This is a genomic window from Acinetobacter sp. MF4640 (assembly GCF_002018895.1).
Taxonomy (GTDB): Bacteria; Pseudomonadota; Gammaproteobacteria; order Pseudomonadales; family Moraxellaceae; genus Acinetobacter; species Acinetobacter johnsonii.
In genome coordinates, this window is sequence record NZ_MVOM01000010.1 from 35,434 (window position 1) to 54,715 (window position 19,282).

The 19,282-nt window shown below is 42.5% G+C and carries 13 protein-coding genes and 1 tRNA gene; 8 read left to right on the forward strand and 6 right to left on the reverse strand.

The annotated features are described in order from the left end of the window. Positions 1-15 precede the first annotated feature (15 nt). The 8 genes from lldR to epmA all read left to right on the forward strand — a co-directional run bounded on the left by lldR (position 16) and on the right by epmA (position 9,099). A complete protein-coding gene (gene lldR, locus MF4640_RS05065; RefSeq protein WP_078388886.1) occupies positions 16-759 on the forward strand; it encodes a transcriptional regulator LldR in 744 nt (247 codons plus the stop codon). A gap of 2 nt (positions 760-761) precedes the next feature. Further along, a complete protein-coding gene (gene lldD, locus MF4640_RS05070) occupies positions 762-1,916 on the forward strand; it encodes an FMN-dependent L-lactate dehydrogenase LldD (RefSeq protein WP_004694007.1) in 1,155 nt (384 codons plus the stop codon). Positions 1,917-2,248: 332 nt separating this feature from the next. Continuing rightward, on the forward strand, positions 2,249-3,946 hold the full coding sequence (gene dld, locus MF4640_RS05075; protein ID WP_078388887.1) for a D-lactate dehydrogenase: 1,698 nt from the start codon (positions 2,249-2,251) through the stop codon (positions 3,944-3,946). A gap of 189 nt (positions 3,947-4,135) precedes the next feature. Beyond that, positions 4,136-6,172: an NADPH-dependent 2,4-dienoyl-CoA reductase gene (locus MF4640_RS05080; protein ID WP_078388888.1), complete on the forward strand. Its 2,037-nt coding sequence runs from the start codon at positions 4,136-4,138 to the stop codon at positions 6,170-6,172. A gap of 87 nt (positions 6,173-6,259) precedes the next feature. Then, positions 6,260-6,350 (forward strand) — tRNA-Ser (locus tag MF4640_RS05085). A gap of 129 nt (positions 6,351-6,479) precedes the next feature. Next, the gene (locus tag MF4640_RS05090) at positions 6,480-6,749 is read left to right on the forward strand and encodes a hypothetical protein (RefSeq protein WP_005399757.1); all 270 of its coding nucleotides are present in this window, start codon (positions 6,480-6,482) and stop codon (positions 6,747-6,749) included. Between the two features lie 302 nt (positions 6,750-7,051). Beyond that, a complete protein-coding gene (locus MF4640_RS05095) occupies positions 7,052-8,119 on the forward strand; it encodes a 4-phosphoerythronate dehydrogenase (protein ID WP_078388889.1) in 1,068 nt (355 codons plus the stop codon). Next, entirely contained in the window at positions 8,116-9,099 is a 984-nt protein-coding gene (gene epmA, locus MF4640_RS05100; RefSeq protein WP_078388890.1) for an EF-P lysine aminoacylase EpmA, read from the forward strand. The genes MF4640_RS05095 and epmA overlap by 4 nt, the downstream gene beginning before the upstream one ends. Positions 9,100-9,151: 52 nt before the next feature. Here the strand turns inward: epmA and MF4640_RS05105 are convergent, their stop codons facing one another. From MF4640_RS05105 to ahcY, 6 genes are all read right to left on the reverse strand, one after another. Further along, positions 9,152-10,375: a multifunctional CCA addition/repair protein gene (locus tag MF4640_RS05105; protein ID WP_078388891.1), complete on the reverse strand. Its 1,224-nt coding sequence runs from the start codon at positions 10,373-10,375 to the stop codon at positions 9,152-9,154. 83 nt (positions 10,376-10,458) lie between these two features. Continuing rightward, the gene (locus tag MF4640_RS05110; RefSeq protein ID WP_078388892.1) at positions 10,459-12,738 is read right to left on the reverse strand and encodes an NADP-dependent malic enzyme; all 2,280 of its coding nucleotides are present in this window, start codon (positions 12,736-12,738) and stop codon (positions 10,459-10,461) included. Positions 12,739-12,876: 138 nt separating this feature from the next. Then, a complete protein-coding gene (locus MF4640_RS05115; protein ID WP_078388893.1) occupies positions 12,877-15,753 on the reverse strand; it encodes an EAL domain-containing protein in 2,877 nt (958 codons plus the stop codon). A 181-nt stretch (positions 15,754-15,934) separates the two neighbouring features. Then, complete coding sequence (locus MF4640_RS05120; RefSeq protein ID WP_005399751.1) at positions 15,935-16,651, reverse strand: 16S rRNA (uracil(1498)-N(3))-methyltransferase; 717 nt, start codon at positions 16,649-16,651, stop codon at positions 15,935-15,937. A 40-nt stretch (positions 16,652-16,691) separates the two neighbouring features. After that, on the reverse strand, positions 16,692-17,528 hold the full coding sequence (metF, locus tag MF4640_RS05125; RefSeq protein ID WP_078388894.1) for a methylenetetrahydrofolate reductase [NAD(P)H]: 837 nt from the start codon (positions 17,526-17,528) through the stop codon (positions 16,692-16,694). Positions 17,529-17,713: 185 nt separating this feature from the next. Then, a complete protein-coding gene (gene ahcY, locus MF4640_RS05130) occupies positions 17,714-19,096 on the reverse strand; it encodes an adenosylhomocysteinase (RefSeq protein ID WP_078388895.1) in 1,383 nt (460 codons plus the stop codon). Between the last annotated feature and the right edge of the window lie 186 nt (positions 19,097-19,282).

Here is a 19,282-nt window from a genome sequence, read left to right on the forward strand (position 1 = left end):
CGTTAAGGAAAGCAGATGAAAGTCTCCGATAAAGCTGTACAAAGCCTGCGTGTATTGATTGAACAAAGCAATATGCAAGTTGGAGACCGTCTGCCTGCTGAAAGAAAACTGTGTGAACAGCTTCAAGTCTCTCGCTCTTCTTTAAGAGAGGCCATTTCGCAGTTGACCAGCATGGGTATGTTGGTCAGCAAAGTGGGGGCGGGGACTTTTTTAAAACAATTACCAGCAACTTGGTCCAGTTATCAAATCGTACAACCGATTAGTAATTTGATGAGTGAGGATCCTGCCTACCGATTTGATGTGCAAGAGGCGCGCATTATTTTAGAAGGTGGAACAACTTGGTATGCAGCACAACGCGCAACCCAAGAAGATCTGGTGAACATCCGAAATCATTATGATCAGATTAACCATTTTCAGGCTTTGGGAAATGATGATGAGGCGGCTCGTGCAGATGCTAAATTTCATTTGGCGATTGCTGAAGCATCTCATAATTTGGTCTTGATTCAGATGATGCGTGGTTTGTTTGATTTGTTGCAGTTCAACGTCGCTTTGGGACGTCGAAAAGTCTATAGCGAAGCACACCGTTTTGATCAATTGCATGATCAGCACTTTCAAGTCATGAATGCAATTGAACGTCGTGATCCAGAAGCTGCACGTAAAGCAGTCTGTGGACACATTGAGTTTGTAGTACAACAGGTGCGAATGATTGATGAAGAAGAAGCTCGTCGTCAGCGCGCCAGTCGATTAAACAGGATATAAGCATGATTATTTCTTCTGCCAATGACTACCGTGAAGCGGCACGACGTCGTTTACCGCCATTTTTATTCCATTACATCGATGGTGGTGCGTATGCAGAATATACCCTGAAGCGTAATGTAGAAGATTTATCAAAAATTGCTTTGCGCCAGCGTGTACTGAACGACATGTCACAGTTAAGTTTAGAGACCAAACTGTTTGATGAAACTTTGTCGATGCCTGTTGCATTATCTCCTGTAGGTTTAACAGGCATGTATGCACGCCGCGGCGAAGTTCAAGCTGCGGTCGCTGCAGATAAAAAGGGTATTCCATTTACACTGTCTACCGTTTCAGTATGTCCAATTGAGGAAGTGGCACCTGCGATTCAGCGTCCAATGTGGTTCCAGCTCTATGTACTACGTGACCGTGGTTTTATGAAAAATGCCTTGGAACGTGCTAAAGCAGCAGGATGTTCAACGTTGGTGTTTACCGTGGATATGCCTGTTCCGGGCGCGCGTTACCGTGATGCCCACTCGGGTATGAGTGGCCCAAATGCAGCAATGCGCCGTTATATGCAGTCGTGTTTCCACCCACACTGGGCGTGGAATGTCGGCATGATGGGACGTCCGCATGACTTGGGCAATATTTCCAAATACTTAGGTAAGCCTACAGGTCTAGAAGATTATATTGGTTGGTTAGGTTCTAACTTCGATCCGTCTATTTCGTGGAAAGACCTTGAGTGGATTCGTGAGTTTTGGGATGGGCCAATGGTCATTAAAGGAATTTTGGATCCTGAAGATGCCAAAGATGCAGTGCGTTTTGGTGCAGATGGGATTGTGGTTTCAAACCATGGTGGTCGTCAGCTCGATGGTGTTTTATCTTCTGCACGTGCCTTGCCGCCGATTGCCGATGCAGTGAAGGGTGATATTAAAATCCTCGCGGATTCGGGTATTCGTAATGGTTTAGACGTGGTACGTATGCTGGCGTTGGGTGCTGACACGTGTATGCTCGGTCGTGCCTTTGTTTATGCTTTAGGTGCGGCAGGCGGTGAGGGTGTTTCAAATCTGCTTGATTTAATTGATAAAGAAATGCGTGTGGCAATGACTTTAACAGGTGCAAAAACCATTGCTGATATTACTTCAGATTGTTTGGTGAAGTTAGAGAAAGAATTAGCTGAGTAAGTTTTTAATAATTTCTATTGTATGAAAATGGATAGTGTGAAGTTGTTTTAATTCACAATGTAAATCTCCCCTAACCCCTCTTTATAAAAGAGGGGGAATGTTGCAAATTAATTGATTGTAAAATTTGCAATACTCTCCCTTTGTAAACGGAGGGGCTTGTTTTTACTTGAATTGATCTAGGTAAAAGAAAAGTCCCCCTTTGGAAAAGGGGGATATAGGGGGATTTCAAATATGGAATTTATCTTTGCACTTTGAATTCGAATATAAGAAGTTAAATAAATGAATAAATAAACATTATTCCTTAATTAAAATTTGGAATAGGAAAACTCCTTATGCAAACTCAATTATCTCCACAGCAAACCATTCAAAAACTCATCGAGATTGTTGGTAAACAACACGTTTTAACTGACGATAAAGACACACGTTTATACCGCCAAGGTCGTCGTTACGGTGCAGGGAAAGTACTGGCTGTTGTTGCACCAGGGTCATTACTTGAACAGTGGCAAGTACTGCAAGCGACTGTTGATGCAGACTGTATTGTGATTATGCAAGCAGCCAATACAGGTTTGACGGGTGGTTCAACGCCTTTTGGCGATGATTATGACCGTCCTGTGGTTCTGATCAGCACGCGTCGTTTGGTTGGCATTCAGGTTATTAATGACGGTCAGCAAGTGATTTGTCTACCCGGTGCAACACTAGATCGACTTGAAAAAGAATTGGTGCCATTTAATCGGGAGCCACACTCGGTGATTGGTTCATCGTGTATTGGAGCTTCGGTTTTAGGTGGTGTCTGTAATAACTCAGGTGGTGCTTTGGTGCGCCGTGGTCCTGCTTATACTGAGCTGGCACTGTATGCCCGTGTCAACGATGATGGTCAGTTAGAGTTGGTGAATCATCTAGGAGTAAATCTCGGAGAAACACCTGAAGAAATTCTAAGCAAGCTTGAAACGAAAAATTATCAAATCGGCGATATTATCAATAACTCAGACTGCTGCGCATCGGATCAGCGTTATGGACATGATGTTAAACAAGTGGATGAAAATACGCCCGCGCGTTTTAATGCCGATCCATCTCGTTTATATGAAGCATCGGGTTCAGCAGGTAAAGTATGTGTCTTTGCCGTACGTTTGGATACCTTTGAAAAAATTCCAAGCCAAGTATTCTACGTGGGTACAAATTCACATGATGATTTGACTGAAATCCGCCGTTTTTTACTAAAAGATTTGCCGCGATTGCCGATTGCAGGGGAATACATCCACCGCGTGGCTTATGACATTGGGGCAGAGTACGGTAAAGACACCTTCATGTTCATTGAAAAGCTAGGTACAGCCAAAGTACCTGCTGCATTTGCAATGAAAGATAAGGTCGATGCATACTTAGAAAAATTTGGTATGAAAGGTCTGTCAGATAAAGTCCTGCAATTGATCACCAAATTTTTGCCCAATCATTTACCGAAACGGATGAATGCTTTTCGTGATCTGTATGAACACCATTTGGTTATTCGGATTGAAAATCAAGATGTCGAACAAGTTGAAAGCTTTTTAAAACATTATTTCCAAGATAAAACTTCAGGTGATTTTTTCCACTGTAGCGAGGAAGAAGGGCGTAAAGCATTTTTACATCGTTTTGCTGTTGCAGGTGCAGCAATTCGCTATCGGGATACGCACCGTTCAGAAGTTGAAGATATTGTGGCTCTGGATATTGCATTACGTCGTAATGATCGAGAGTGGGTGGAAACTTTACCCAAAGAGATGGATGATCTGATTGTTCATAAACTCTATTATGGTCACTTTTTATGTCATGTGTTTCATCAGGACTATATTGTGAAAAAGGGCGTAGATCCTTTGGCGATGGAACACCAAATGTGGCATTTACTGGATGCACGTGGGGCGGAATACCCAGCTGAGCATAATGTCGGACATTTATATGTAGCAAAACCTGCACTACGAACGCATTATGAAAAGCTCGATCCAACCAATAGTTTTAATGTGGGCATTGGTCAAACCAGTAAGCTGAAGCATTGGCAGTAAAGGGCTTTGGTCTAAAAAACTAAACCAGTGAGGGCAACGTCACTGGTTTTTTTATTGTCGTATGTTTTTGAGCGCTCAGTTGAATTGACCGTAGATGCCAAGAATTTTTTATAAATTGTCATCCCAATATTTTAAAAAACAGCTAAAGTAGTATGCAACAAGTTGCAAAGCCAGAGATAAGGATTCATGATGACAACCAATAGCTATGCACATATTTTAAAACCCTTACATTTGGGTTTTACCACCATTAAAAACCGTGTGGTGATGGGCTCCATGCATACGGGCTTGGAAGATCGTTTTTATAATTATCCAAAATTGGCAGCATACTTCGGTGAGCGTGCTAAAGGCGGTGTTGGCCTGATCATTACAGGCGGGATTTCTCCAAACCGTCAAGGTTGGCTCCTTCCTGCGGGTGGAACGATGAATACGCTGGGGGATATTGCTCCACATCGTTTAGTGACCCATGCCGTACATAAGCATGGCGCAAAAATTTTAATGCAGATTTTGCATGCTGGACGTTATGGCTACCAACCCTTTGTGGTTTCTGCCAGCCCAATTAAATCGCCAATTTCGCCTTTTAAACCGCGTCAAATGTCTGAAAAACAAATTTTGAATACCATTGATGATTACGTCAACTGTGCCAGTCTTGCAAAAAAGGCAGGCTATGACGGTGTAGAAATTATGGGTTCAGAAGGCTATTTACTGAATCAATTCTTAAGCCGTCATGTGAACCAACGTGAAGACCGTTGGGGGGGGGCGATTGAAAACCGTATGCGTTTTGCGGTCGAAATCGTTAAAGGAATACGTGCACAAGTCGGCGAAAAATTTATTATTTGCTTCCGTTTGTCATTGCTCGATTTGGTGCATGATGGCAATACCATGAAAGAAGTGGTTACGATTGCGCAAGCACTAGAAAAAGCAGGCATTACCTTATTGAATACAGGGATTGGTTGGCATGAAGCGCGGATTCCAACTATTGTGACTTCGGTACCACGTGCTGCTTTTGTTGACTATACTGCGGAAGTGAAAAAGCACGTGGCTGTGCCAGTGATTGCCTCAAACCGTATTAACATGCCAGATACCGCGGAAGAGATTTTGGCATCGGGCAAAGCGGATATGGTGCAAATGGCACGTCCGTTATTGGCTGATGCTTTTTGGGTGAATAAAACAGCGACCAATCGTGTTGATGAGATCAATACGTGTATCGCTTGTAACCAAGCATGCTTAGATCATACTTTTAAAAACCAACGTGCAACCTGTTTGGTCAACCCGCGTGCAGCGTTTGAAACAGAGTTGGTTTATTTGAAGGCGAAACAACCGAAACGAGTTGCGGTTGTGGGTGGTGGTGTCGCAGGTATGTCGGCCGCGACGGTTGCAGCCAGTCGTGGTCACCAAGTGACTTTGTTTGAAGCAAGTTATGAGGTGGGTGGTCAGTTCAACTTGGCAAAAGTTGTACCGGGTAAAGAAGAGTTTCATGAAACCATTCGTTATTTCAAAGTACAGATTGAAAAAACTGGCGTCGACTTACGTTTAAACACCAAGGTGAATCGTGAGCAGCTTGAGCGTGAAGGCTTTGAGGAAATTATCATTGCAACAGGTGTTGTGCCACGTGCATTACGTATCGAAGGGAGTGACTTACCGCAAGTTTTGTCTTATGCAGAAGTGTTACGCGGCGCACCTGTCGGTCGAAAAGTTGCGGTGATTGGTGCTGGGGGGATTGGTTTTGATGTGTCTGAGTATTTATTGAAACCAGAGCATCAACCTCAGCCACAACCGCTTGCAGATTGGCAACGTGAATGGGGTGTAGATCCAAACCCGAATTATGTCTCTGAAGGGGGCATGCAGATTGCAAAAGTTCATCCGCCTATTCGTGAGATTTATTTATTGCAACGTAAAACCTCTGCATTGGGTGCCGGCTTAGGTAAAACCTCAGGCTGGGTACACCGTGCACAGTTGAAAAAGCATGCAGTACGTATGTTGCGTGGGGTTCAGTACAAAGCTGTGACTAATGAAGGGCTTTGGGTCGATATGGCAGGACAAGATCAATTGCTCCGTGTCGATACTATCGTCGTGTGTGCTGGGCAGGAGTCAGTGAAAGACTTAATGCCAAGCGCTGAGCAAAATACACTCGCGAATTATCACATTATTGGTGGTGCTAAACTGGCGGCTGAGTTAGATGCGAAGCGTGCGATTCGTGAAGGTGCTGAAATCGCTTCGAAATTATAAGTTTTTGATGAAACAATATGCAGTTGGTTGCTTTGACAGTAAGTTTTACTTGTCATCAAAACAAAAGCTCCGTATGATGGCGCACATGGAAGCGTGGCAGAGCGGTTTAATGCACCGGTCTTGAAAACCGACGAGGGCTTATACCCCTCCGTGAGTTCGAATCTCACCGCTTCCGCCAAATTTTAAAAGCCCTCTGTAGTTACAGGGGGCTTTTTTTTTCATATTTTTCTCACAAATTAATCCATATTACTGATAAAAAAATAGCCGTGTGATTGAAAGTCTCAACTTTTAGGAGTTAGGCAGACAATTGTCGCCAAATTTAGCAATTGCAGTCTCTGGTTTATGGGACTCAGGTGCAGGTGACCCCGCACCAACTTTAGGTCCTGTGAAGGGTTATTGGGGTGCGGGTTTGGCTGCTAAATACAATATTAGTCAAAAAATGGCTTTCAGCGTAGGTGGTCGCTATATGTGGTTTGGTGATGCGGAAGGTGAAACTTCGGATCGTCGTATTGTTGGCGAGTTTGAGGACAATACAGGCTATATCGTGGGGATGAAACTCTCTTATAAATCTAAATAATTATCTCGCTTATTACTTGCTTGAGGTTTTGCCTTCTCTCTGAAATGTTGGGAGAAGGTTTTTTATAACAGTATTAAATTATTTGTCTAGTTGTTTGTACTATCATAGCGTTTACGGAGTTGACTTTATATTTTTCAGTATTTTGAACGAAGTAAATCTATATTAAACAATTCTTTAAAGTATTCGGTTTTTTACCATGAAGATGAAACATCGTGACTGTTTATTCAGATGTATTGCAGAGCAACATAGTGTTGAGCTTGTGCAACGGTTATCATAGAGTCAACAAAGCGTTGGAAGACATTATGAAAATCGTGGCAGATGAAAATCTCGCATTTACCGATTATTTTTTTGCCGAATTTGGTGAAATTGAGCACAAAGCAGGGCGTACTTTAACACATGCCGATGTTGTAGATGCCAAAGCACTGTTGGTGCGTTCCGTAACTCAAGTCAATCCAGCATTAATCAATAACACCACACTTCAATATGTGGGTAGTGCAACTATTGGTACAGACCATTTAGATATTGAAGCCATTGAGAAACAGAATATTCAATGGGCGAATGCCGCAGGTTGTAATGCGCAGGCGGTGGCTGAATATGTAATTACGGCTTTACTCCATCTCAATCCAGTATTGCTGAACGCTAAAGAAAGTTTTACTTTGGGCATTATTGGCCTAGGAAATGTCGGTTCTCGCTTAGCTTATATGGCCCAATTATTGGGCTGGAATGTGATCGGTCATGATCCTTTTGTACAGCAAGATGCGATTCAGCAGGTCGATTTTAATACCTTATTAAGTACTGCCGATGCGATTTCATTGCATGTGCCTTTAACCAAAACAGGACCACATCCAACCTACCATTTGTTCAATGCCGAAGCTTTGGCTACGATGAAAGCGAAAGCAATATTGATTAATTCTGCGCGTGGGCCTGTGATTGAAGAGCAAGCTTTATTGGCCGACATCGAAAAAACACAGCGTAAAGTGGTACTAGATGTCTTTGAGCATGAGCCTGTGATTTCTGAACAAGTGTTGAATGCTGTGAGTCTGGTGACACCACATATCGCAGGTTATAGCTTAGAAGGTAAAGCTCGTGGTACACAAATGATCTATGAGGCTTTCTGTAAAACTTTCCAATTTGAAGCCCATAAAAGCTTCGAGTTACAGTTGGCTGTGTGTGCTCAATATTTTGAAGGGCAAGATTTGAAATCTGCACTTCAACAGCATTTAAGTGAAATCTACCTGATTGCACGGGATGACCAAGCCTTACGTGCTTGCTTAAAAGAGGGAATGATCGATCAAAAAGCTTTTGATCATTTAAGAAAGACCTATCCATTACGCCGTGAATGGACTGCACATGGAGGGCCGAAGGCATGACTCAGGACGTGATCCATTATCAGCCAACCTGTGACTTAAAAGCCATGCGAGCGCGTGCGCAAATGTACAGCCAAATTCGTCAGTTTTTTGCTGAACGTGAAGTGCTTGAGGTTGAAACCCCGATTTTATCTCAAGCTGGTGTGACCGATGTGCATTTGGCTTCGGTTCAAGCACAGCGCCATCTACAAGGCAAGCAACAAACGCATTATTTGCAGACCTCACCTGAGTTTGCCATGAAGCGCTTATTGGCCAGCGGTAGTGGGCCAATTTATCAAATCTGTAAAGTTTTCCGTGATGATGAACATGGTCGTAAACACAATAGTGAATTTACCATGTTGGAATGGTATAGACCGAATTTCAGTTTGAAGGTTTTGATGTTTGAAGTGACAGATTTATTGAATGTCACATTAAAGCAGCGTTTTGGTGAAGTCCGCCCTACCATTTTGAGCTATAAGCATGCGTTTATGGATCGCTTGGATTTGAACCCACTGCAAGCCAGTTTGAAAGAGTTAAAAAACTGCTGTAACCGCGTGGGTTTAAATTTGGACTTGGGCGATGACCGACTGGGCTATATCGATTTGCTCTTTTCACATTTTGTAGAGCCAAGTCTAGGTTTTGATACGCCTGTATTTCTGACCGATTTTCCGCCAGAGTTGGCCTCGCTTGCCAAAACTAAAACGGATGAAGACGGTGAATGGGTTGCAGCACGTTTTGAGCTGTATATTGAGGGTTTGGAACTCGCCAATGCTTATGATGAGTTGATCGACGCAGAGGTATTGCGTTCGCGTTTTGAAGCCGATAATGCTGAACGTGAAAAATTAGGCTTACATGTGATGCCAATTGATGAGTTTTTATTGGCTGCTTTGCCTCAAATGACGGCATGTGCAGGTATTGCATTAGGTGTGGATCGTTTGTTAATGATTGCAACAGAACAAATGCAGTTGGAAAAGGTGATTACCTTTCCCGCATCCATTTCTTAAGTGAAATTAAATAAAGCGCCGATTGTGGCGCTTTATTTGAGTCGATCAAGTTTTAACTGTACTGAGCCTTTAGCTCTCCAATCGCGTGTATTCGACGTTCTATCAGCATTTCACCAATATCAGGGCCTTTAATATCCGAAGGTAGGTCTTGCGCTTTAATATTTCGCACAACATCCATCACCTTTAAAATATATGTAGATTGTGGGTATTCACGATCTTCAAGCCCTAAACGACCACGTGAGTCACATTCACAGGCCTGTACAAAGGCTTCAACCCGTTCTGGACGACGTAGTACATCTAAGCGTTGCAGCAAGCGCCACAAAGTGCCTGGTTTTAAGGTCAGGGCTTGATGACATTTCAAATGTTCTTTACAGACCGTAATTGCGAGCTGCTTCATCTGCGTTGGAACTTTTAGGCGCTCACACACTTCTGTCACAGGCTTGACCCCACGTTCTTCATGCATGATATGACGCGGTAGCTCGTCCACAGGTGTCAAAGCTTTGCCTAAGTCATGTACTAAAACAGCAAAACGAACATCCAGTGCGTAGTTGGCACGACACGCTTGTTGTAAGGACATCATGGTATGAATACCACAGTCAATTTCAGGGTGATATTCAGGGCGCTGTGGAATACCGTAAAGGGCCTCGATTTCTGGAAAAAGCACTTTTAAAGCACCACAGCGACGTAGCACTTCGAAGTATTCATCGGCATGATCTTCCATCAGAGCACGAGAGGTTTCTTTCCAAACGCGTTCAGGAGTCAGTGCCTCCAGTTCACCCGAGTCTGCGAGTTGTTGCATCAGTGCCAACGTTTCTTCGGCCACCGTAAATCCTAGGGTTTTATAACGTGCAGCAAATCGTGCAACACGGAGGACGCGTAGTGGGTCTTCTACAAAAGCATCAGAAACATGCCTTAAAACACGGAGCTCTAAATCGCGTTGGCCGCCATAGGGGTCATACAGTGTACCTTCCGCATCCATGGCGATGGCATTGATGGTAAGGTCGCGTCGAATTAAATCTTGTTCTAAGGTAACGGTACTGTCGGTATAAAACTCAAAGCCATGATAACCCTGTCCCGACTTACGTTCGGTGCGGGCAAGTGCATATTCATCTTTGGTTTCAGGATGTAAAAAAACAGGAAAATCTTTACCTACAGGTTGGAAACCCTGGGCAAGCAGTTGTTCAGGCGTTGCACCGACAACTACATAATCTTTTTCGTGATAGGGGTGACCCAGAAGCTGATCTCGGACCGCACCGCCTACTAAATAAACTTGCATGAAAAAACCTCTATTCTTGCAGCCATCATGCTACAGAATAGAGGTTTTCTCAAGTCACAAGATACGAGTATAACGACAAACAATTATTCGCCGTTTTTCTCCGCTTCTTGAATTTCCGCTACAGTCAGCGCAGTCATATTCACTAAACGACGTGTTGTTGCTGTCGGTGTAAGAATATGAACTGGTTTCGCTGCGCCAAGTAGGATAGGGCCAATGGTAACATTATTACCTGAAGTTGATTTCAACAGGTTAAATGAAATGTTGGCTGCATCCAAGTTTGGCATGATCAATAGGTTCGCAGAACCTTTGAAGCGCGAGTTTGAGTATGCAAAGTTACGGATGTTTTCATCCAATGCCGCGTCCGCATGCATTTCACCTTCAACTTCAAGTTCTGGCGCGATTTGCGTCAAAATCTCAAACACTTTACGCATTTTTTGCGCACTTGGATCAGTTTGATCTGAACCGAAGCTTGAGTGAGAAAGTAGAGCAACACGTGGTGTCATACCAAAACGACGTACTTCTTCAGCAGCTAAAATTGTCATTTCAGCCAACTGTTCAGCTGTTGGGTTGGTGTTGACATAAGTGTCAGCAATGAACAGGTTACGGTCTTCAAGCATTAAAGCATTCAATGTAAAGAAAGAGTTGTGACCTTCTTTTTTACCAATGATGTTTTTAACGAAGTCTAAGTGAATGTCGTAGCTTGAATACGTACCACATAGCATACCGTCTGCTTTACCATGTTTCACCAACATTGATGCGATCAAGGTTGAACGACGACGTGCTTCACGTTGTGCATATTCAGGTGTTACACCTTTACGCTGCATAAGTGTGTAGTAGTCATCTGCAAACAATTCGTAGTCAGGGTTTTTTTCTTGATCGACAATAGTGATGTTCACACCATGTTCAAGACGTAAGCCTAACTTTTTAATGTTCGCTTCAATAACCGCAGTACGACCAACTAAGATTGGTTTTGCAAGATCTTCATCGACCGCAATTTGTACTGCACGAAGTACACGTAGGTCTTCACCTTCAGCATAAGCAATACGTTTCGGATCAGATTTTGCTTGAGCAAAAATAGGTTTCATCATCAGTGCTGAGTTATAAACAAACTCAGAAAGACGTTGACGGTATGCAGAGAAGTCTTGAATTGGACGACTTGCAACACCTGAATCCATGGCCGCTTGTGCAACAGCAGGTGCAATTTCTAAAATCAGACGCTGATCAAGTGGGCGTGGAATTAAGTAATCGCGACCAAAAGATGCAGATTTTTCACCATAAGATGCCGCATCTGCTTCAATGTGTGCCATACGCGCAATCGCATATACGCACGCAATTTTCATCTCTTCATTGATGGTGGTTGCGCCTACATCAAGAGCACCACGGAAAATGTAAGGGAAACAAAGTGCGTTGTTCACTTGGTTTGGATAATCTGAACGACCTGTTGCCATGATCACGTCATCACGAACTTCGTGTGCATGTTCAGGCAGAATTTCAGGATCTGGGTTGGCAAGTGCGAAGATAATCGGATCTTTCGCCATTACTTTAACCATTTCTTTGGTTAAGATACCCGCAGCAGATAAGCCGAGGAACATATCTGCGCCTGCAATCACGTCAGCCAGTTGAGTGCCTTCAACATCTTGTACATAACGTTTTTTAGAGTCGTCTAGACCTTCACGTTTTGTTGTAAGTAGACCTCGTGAGTCTGCAACAATAATATTTTCTTTTTTTGCACCAATGGCACAAAGTAAATCTAGGCAAGACAGAGCCGCAGCACCTGCGCCTGAAGCGACGATTTTAATTTCGTCAATTTTTTTGCCATTCAATTGCAAAGCATTCAGTAAAGCAGATCCAACGATAATGGATGTACCATGCTGATCATCGTGGAACACAGGGATATTCATACGTTCACGAAGTTTTTGTTCAATATAGAAGCATTCTGGTGCCTTGATGTCTTCAAGGTTGATACCACCAAAAGTCGGTTCTAATGCAGCAATAATATCGACAATTTTGTCAGGATCATTTTCTGCAATTTCGATGTCAAATACATCAACACCTGCGAATTTTTTAAATAAAACGCCTTTACCTTCCATGACAGGTTTAGACGCAAGTGGACCAATATTACCTAGACCCAAAACGGCAGTACCATTTGTGATTACAGCAACAAGGTTCCCACGTGCAGTATAAAGCGCTGCTTTTGAAGGATCTTTTTCAATTTCAAGACATGGTGCTGCGACACCAGGTGAATACGCCAAGGCTAAATCGTGTTGGTTGACCAGCTGCTTGCTAGGTGTAACGCTGATTTTCCCTGGGGTTGGGAATTCGTGATAATACAAAGCTTGCTGTTTTAATGATTGATCGTCCATCTGAATCTCTTTGTAGCGTGGGTTAGCCAGCGGAGCTGGTAGTTTTTAGTAGACAAGACCGAATATACCATTAGTTGCTGGTATATCCCAGTGATAGCTGGTGCTTTTTAAGCAAACTTAGAGCTAAAACAGTCTGATTTATATTGAGTATGTATACGAGGGTGTGTCGAGATGATCTCTTAAATATTGGGTAGCATCGAGCTGCGGAAGAGGTTTGGAAAATAAATAACCTTGCGCGATATCACATTCTAAGTTTTGTAGGTAACTCAGTTGTTGTTCGGTCTCAATTCCTTCCGCCACCACGGTCATACCCATGGCTTTCCCCATGGCAATCATGGCGCTCACAATGGCTTCTTGTTTGCAGTGTCCAATTTTTGAAATGAAGCTTCGATCAATTTTTAAAGTATCGATAGGGAAGTCAGTTAGGTAAGACAGTGATGAATAACCTGTACCAAAGTCATCTAAAGAAATATGAATGCCACGCAATTTGATGGTTTCGAGGAGGTTTTTCACTGCTTCCGAATTTTCAACCAAAGTGGATTCTGTAATTTCTAATTCGAGGCTACTACCACTGATTTTATATCGATCAAGGGCTTCATCTAAGTCCTTTAAAAGCTGTCCACGTTGTAATTGTTGGGCAACCACATTGACCGAAACACAGATATTATCAAAACCCAATTTATTCCATTCTTTGATTTGCTTAGCGGTTTGTAAAATTACAATGCGGCCAATATCTGAAATCAAGCTGGTTTTTTCTGCCATCGGAATGAAGAGACCCGGCGGCACGATGCCTTTGGTTGGGTGATTCCAGCGTACCAACGCCTCAAAACCATAAATTTTCTGATCGTGAAAGTTGATTTTGGGTTGGTAATAAACCACCAACTCATTGTTTTGTATCGCTAGCCTTAAATCACGCTCTAAATAAATTACTTCTTCTAATGCAACGGTATTGCTCAGGCTGTAGAACTTGGTCGCATTTCCACCTAAACGTTTTGCTTCACTCAGTGCTTGTTCTGCACAGTTGTTTAAGTAGTCCAGTTGACGACCATGTTCAGGGTACTGCGAAATCCCCATTGAAAGCGTAATAATATGTTCTTGACCAAAAATATCAAAAGGTAGGCTAAAGGCTTTGTTAATTCGATCGATATGTTCCTGAACTGAGGGGCGAATATGAGAGACCTCATATACAATTGCAAAATCGTCACCATTTAAGTGAGCCACCATCAAGGCTTCAGCATTGGTTAAACGAAGGCGCTGAGCAACTTGGCGCAGAAGTTCATCGCCGCCATTATTGCTTAAGAATTCATTCAATGGGCGGAAACGGTCAATGTTGAGCCGAATAATTGCCAGTTGTTTAATGCTGTCTTGTTGAGAAACCAAATACTGATGAAGCTGATAGTTATAGTAAAAACGATTGGGTAAGTCGGTCAGCGTATCGTAGTTTTCTAAATAAGACAGACGCTGTTCTTGCAGTTTGCGCTCGGTTAAATCGGATACGATACCAATATAATGCGTGACACGATCTCGCTCATCGGTAATGGCATTCAGATGCATCCAAATACACAGCTCTTTGCCTGATAGGAACTTTTCATTCAGTTCACCGTCGTATTCGCCTTTTTTTAGGAGCTGTCCAATGATTTGGTTATGTGTGCTGCGTTGATGCGACTTATAGTTTGCAACAATATCAAACAGATGCTTGCCATTAATTTGTGCAGCTTCAAAGCCAGCCAAACGTTCAAAGAACGGATTTACGTCGATATAACGCAGGTCTTCATCTAAGATGAAAATCCCTTGTTCAGCTTGTTCAAGTACGCTTGCTGCTAGTCGCAGACGTTCTTGGTTGCTTTTTTCATGTTGAATATCTCGTCGAATACCCACCATTTGTAACGGTTTTTGATTGATTGGATCGCGAGCAATGACACGCCCAGTGTCATGTACCCAGTACCATTTCCCATTGTTATGTTGCACACGATAAGTGGCTTCATAACGATCTGAATGACCCCGCAAATGACTTTTCATTGCAGATTTAAACGGGGCAATATCATTTGGATGAATCAGATACTGAAGCTGAAGTTGATGCTCTGTGGAATTTTTAAGTACTTTTTCTTGTTTGTGATTGGTCAGGGAAATGAGCCGATCTTTAATATTCCAATCCCAAGGACGAATACCTGAAATTTCATGGGCAAGCGATAGGTTTTCTTGCTTATTTTTTAAGTCTTTATTGATTTGATTTACGTCAAAGGTTCGTTCACGTACTTTTTGCTCAAGTAATTGATTATTCAGTTGTAACTGTTGTTCAATTTCTTTGGATTTATTCATTTCGTTTTGTAGCTGTTTGCATAAATCATCGGTCCAAGCGACTTGTTTTTCAGCTTCTTTTTTCAACTCTCGATTTTTAATTGAGAGACGGGATAAGTGCTGATTAATACGGTTGGTGGCATTGGCACAGAGCAAAATCACAATCAGAATAAAGTTCACAGCAAGGTGAAAAAGAGTATGATTGGCATCGAAGTTGATAAATTGCGAGAGGACATAAGGGGTGATAGACGGAATAAAAACCAAACAAAAATAACTGATGCGTTGCGTTAAATAGGTGAGGCAAACGGTCTGTGTGACAATCACTAAAAGTGCAGATAAGAGTAGGGCATTTGTATAGTTAAAATTGCCAGATAGGCTGGGTAAGTAGTAGTAGATACATACGACGCCTGCTGCAACCAAAAGACCAATACTTAAACAGATGCCTTGAATCCAGCGGTGTGCATGTTTGGCAGAGTGATTTTTCGGGTTGAAATACACGGTGTTCACGAGCCAAAAAATACTGAGAATAAACTCGGAAATAAAAAACCACAGGTTAAAATAAAAAGAATCTTGAGAAAAATTATAGTGATATGCACAGAAAATATAAAAATTAAGAATCAGTAAGCTACTGATGAGGAAACGAAGATGGCTAATGGAATGCGATATTTGCGCAGTCTGCAAGTGCCGATCAAGATTTTCTGTAGAAATATCTGGCATGAATCGCGAAACCTTATTTTTTTTATGACCCAATGGCGTTGTGTTGTGTCTTTTTTCAAATTTAAATGCATTGTGTAAAACACAATCAATTTATATTTTGATATAAGTCAAGGGTAATATTGTTGTACATAATAATCAATATATTAACAGAACAAAAGGGTGACTCTGCTGTTTATGTGATTTAAATCACTAAATTGTAGTTGAGGATTGACAAAGCGACGACAGGTGCTGTCTCTGTACGTAATACACGCTCACCAATACACCAGCTGATAAAACCGTGCTCATTGGCTGTTATAATTTCAGCCTCACTTAAACCACCTTCAGGCCCAATGAGTAGTGCAATGTTTGGTGTCGCATGTGCCAATACGTCGAGTTTTTCTTTATTTGGGGCGAGTACAAGTCGCGTCGCAGGTAATTCAGATGCAAGCCATTTTTCCAAACTAACTGGTGCAAGAATTTTTGGCACAAGATTCATGCCACATTGTTCGCAAGCCGCGATGGCAATGCCTTGCCAATGATCAATCTTCTTTTGGTCGCGGTCATATTTCAAACGCATTTCACAACGTTCAGACGTTAATAGTTGAATTTCGGAAACGCCTAATTCAACTGCCTTTTGAATGACATAGTCCATACGATCCCCTTTACTCATGACTTGACCGAGTAAAGCTTTAAACGCAGGCGTACGATTGGTTGGGTTAAAAGCAGTGACCTGAACTGATGCTGACTTTTTAGCAACGTCACTTAAGGTCACTTCATATTCGCCGCCTTGTCCATTAAACAAAGTAGCCGTTTCACCGACTTGAGCACGCAAAACTTTTACCCAGTGGTGAAACACAGTTTCAGTCAGTTCGACAGTGTGATCAACATTGAGTTCTGCTTCCATAAAAAAACGAGGCATTCGGTTTTACTCTCAAATAGGGTGAATCTAGTTTAAATGCTTATGCTAAACCGAGGTCTAGTACAAGCTGGCGGGTAGGATCAGTCGTATTCATGGTGTAGAAGTGCAAACTCGGTGCGCCACCTGCAATCAGGCGTTCGCAAAGTTTAACAATCACTTCATGACCAAATGCTTTGATGCTGGCAGTGTCATCACCATAGGTTGCCAGTTGCTTACGAATCCAACGTGGAATCTCAGCGCCTGTACCATCTGCAAAGCGAATCAAGTTGCTGGCATTGGTAATTGGCATAATGCCTGGTGCAACTGGAATGTTCACGCCTTCTTTTTGAATGCGATCTACAAAGTAGAAGTAGGCATCTGGATTAAAGAAGAACTGAGTCAGTGCCGCATTCGCACCTGCATTGGCTTTGTCGCAAAAACGTTGAATGTCTAGGTCAAAACTATCTGCTTGAGGGTGCATTTCTGGATAAGCGGCAACCTCAATTTTGAAATGATCGCCCGAATGTTCACGGATAAAACGTACCAAATCCGTAGCATAAGGTAGTTCCCCTAGGCCAACTTGACCTGAAGGTAAGTCACCACGCAGCGCCACAATACGGTCAATGCCTTGATTTTTATAAATGTCGAGTAACTCAGCAATACGTGCTTTGTCATCACCAATACAAGACAAGTGAGGGGCAATAGGTGTGCCTTTACCATTAAATTCTGCAATGGCTGCTAAGGTGCGTTCACGGGTTGAACCGCCTGCACCATAGGTAATTGAGAAAAACTCTGGGTTGAGCAGCTGTAATTCTTGGTGTACAACTTTCAGTTTTTCTGCGCCCGCATCCGTTTTGGTCGGGAAAAACTCAAAAGAAATAGGAATGTGTTTCGACATGTTCAAATCCTTTTTTATAAATGCTTTTTATTTAGACCTCTTCCGAGCCCTCTCTTGCGCGTAGATTTACAGCAGTGCTTAAAACCCGCTTTACAGGAGAGGGGGACTTTCACTATAAATTGAATTAATAATGAAAAGTCCCTTCTCCCACTTGGAGAAGGCTAGGATGAGGGGAAATATAAAACTTAGTATTTATAAGCATCTGACTTGAATGGACCTTCAACAGCTACACCTAAGTAGTCTGCTTGTTCTTGAGTCAATTTAGTCAAGACGCCACCAAAACCAGCAACCATTGCTGCAGCAACTTCTTCATCTAATTTCTTAGGAAGCAGTTCTACACGAATCGCAGCTTGTTTTTGATCTTCTGCAAGATCCGCAAATTTTTCAGCGAACAAGTGCATTTGACCTAGTACTTGGTTGGCAAAAGAACCATCCATAATACGTGATGGGTGACCCGTTGCATTACCTAGGTTAACTAAACGACCTTCAGAAAGAAGGATCAAGTAATTGTTTTCATCTTCTGAACGATAAACTTGGTGAACTTGTGGCTTCACTTCAACCCACTTGTAACCACGTAAGTAGTTGGTGTCGATTTCAGTGTCAAAGTGACCGATGTTACATACAACAGCGCCTGCTTTTAATGAATCAAGCATTGCAGCGTCGCATACGTGGTAGTTACCTGTTGTTGTTACGATCAGGTCAGTATTTTGAAGAAGGTCTGCATTTACATCTTCTTTTTTACCAGTCTGTACGCCATTTTTGTATGGAGATACAACTTCGTAACCGTCCATGCATGCTTGCATCGCACAGATTGGATCGACTTCAGTGACACGTACAATCATGCCTTCTTGACGAAGAGATTGAGCAGAACCTTTACCTACGTCACCGTAACCGATCACAAGCGCACGACGACCAGATAAAAGCATATCTGTACCGCGTTTGATGGCATCATTCAGTGAGTGACGGCAACCATATTTGTTGTCATTTTTAGACTTAGTTACAGAGTCATTCACGTTGATTGCAGGAACTTTCAAAGTACCGTCACGAAGCATTTCATACAGACGTTGAACACCTGTCGTCGTTTCTTCAGTTACGCCGTGGATTTTTGCAATCACTTCAGGATATTTTTCATGAACAAGTAGGGTTAAATCACCGCCATCATCCAAAATCATGTTGGCATCCCAAGGTGTGCCATTCACATTGATTTGTTGTTCTAAACACCACATGTATTCTTCTTCTGTTTCGCCTTTCCAAGCAAATACAGGAACACCAGACGCAGCAATTGCAGCAGCAGCGTGGTCTTGAGTAGAGAAGATGTTACAAGAAGTCCAGCGAACTTCTGCACCTAATTCAACCAATGTTTCAATTAAAACAGCAGTTTGAATGGTCATGTGGATACAGCCAAGGATTTTCGCACCTGCAAGTGGTTTTGCAGCAGCATAACGCTTACGAAGACCCATTAAAGCTGGCATTTCAGCTTCAGCAAGTTTGATTTCTTTACGGCCGTAGTCAGCGAGTGAAATATCAGCAACTTTGTAATCTGTAAATGAAGCAGTAACCGCGTTCATCACGATCTCCTAATATAAAAAATTGATCATTCAGTTCGCGGATGCCGTTGTTGATTCAAAAGGGATTTGAACCGGATCGTCGAGCCTAGCGATTTCACATTTATGTACCTGTGAAAAAGTCGCAGCATCCCTCGACTAGCGAAGTATTGTACTTGGAAATTGATTCAGTTCCAACGATGTTTTGTT

Coding starts and splice junctions, on each gene's coding strand:
- lldR (WP_078388886.1), top strand. CDS start 16: ATGAAAGTCTCCGATAAAGCTGTACAAAGCCTGCGTGTATTGATTGAA.
- lldD (WP_004694007.1), top strand. CDS start 762: ATGATTATTTCTTCTGCCAATGACTACCGTGAAGCGGCACGACGTCGT.
- dld (WP_078388887.1), top strand. CDS start 2,249: ATGCAAACTCAATTATCTCCACAGCAAACCATTCAAAAACTCATCGAG.
- MF4640_RS05080 (WP_078388888.1), top strand. CDS start 4,136: ATGACAACCAATAGCTATGCACATATTTTAAAACCCTTACATTTGGGT.
- MF4640_RS05095 (WP_078388889.1), top strand. CDS start 7,052: ATGAAAATCGTGGCAGATGAAAATCTCGCATTTACCGATTATTTTTTT.
- epmA (WP_078388890.1), top strand. CDS start 8,116: ATGACTCAGGACGTGATCCATTATCAGCCAACCTGTGACTTAAAAGCC.
- MF4640_RS05105 (WP_078388891.1), bottom strand. CDS start 10,375: ATGCAAGTTTATTTAGTAGGCGGTGCGGTCCGAGATCAGCTTCTGGGT.
- MF4640_RS05110 (WP_078388892.1), bottom strand. CDS start 12,738: ATGGACGATCAATCATTAAAACAGCAAGCTTTGTATTATCACGAATTC.
- MF4640_RS05115 (WP_078388893.1), bottom strand. CDS start 15,753: ATGCCAGATATTTCTACAGAAAATCTTGATCGGCACTTGCAGACTGCG.
- MF4640_RS05120 (WP_005399751.1), bottom strand. CDS start 16,651: ATGCCTCGTTTTTTTATGGAAGCAGAACTCAATGTTGATCACACTGTC.
- metF (WP_078388894.1), bottom strand. CDS start 17,528: ATGTCGAAACACATTCCTATTTCTTTTGAGTTTTTCCCGACCAAAACG.
- ahcY (WP_078388895.1), bottom strand. CDS start 19,096: ATGAACGCGGTTACTGCTTCATTTACAGATTACAAAGTTGCTGATATT.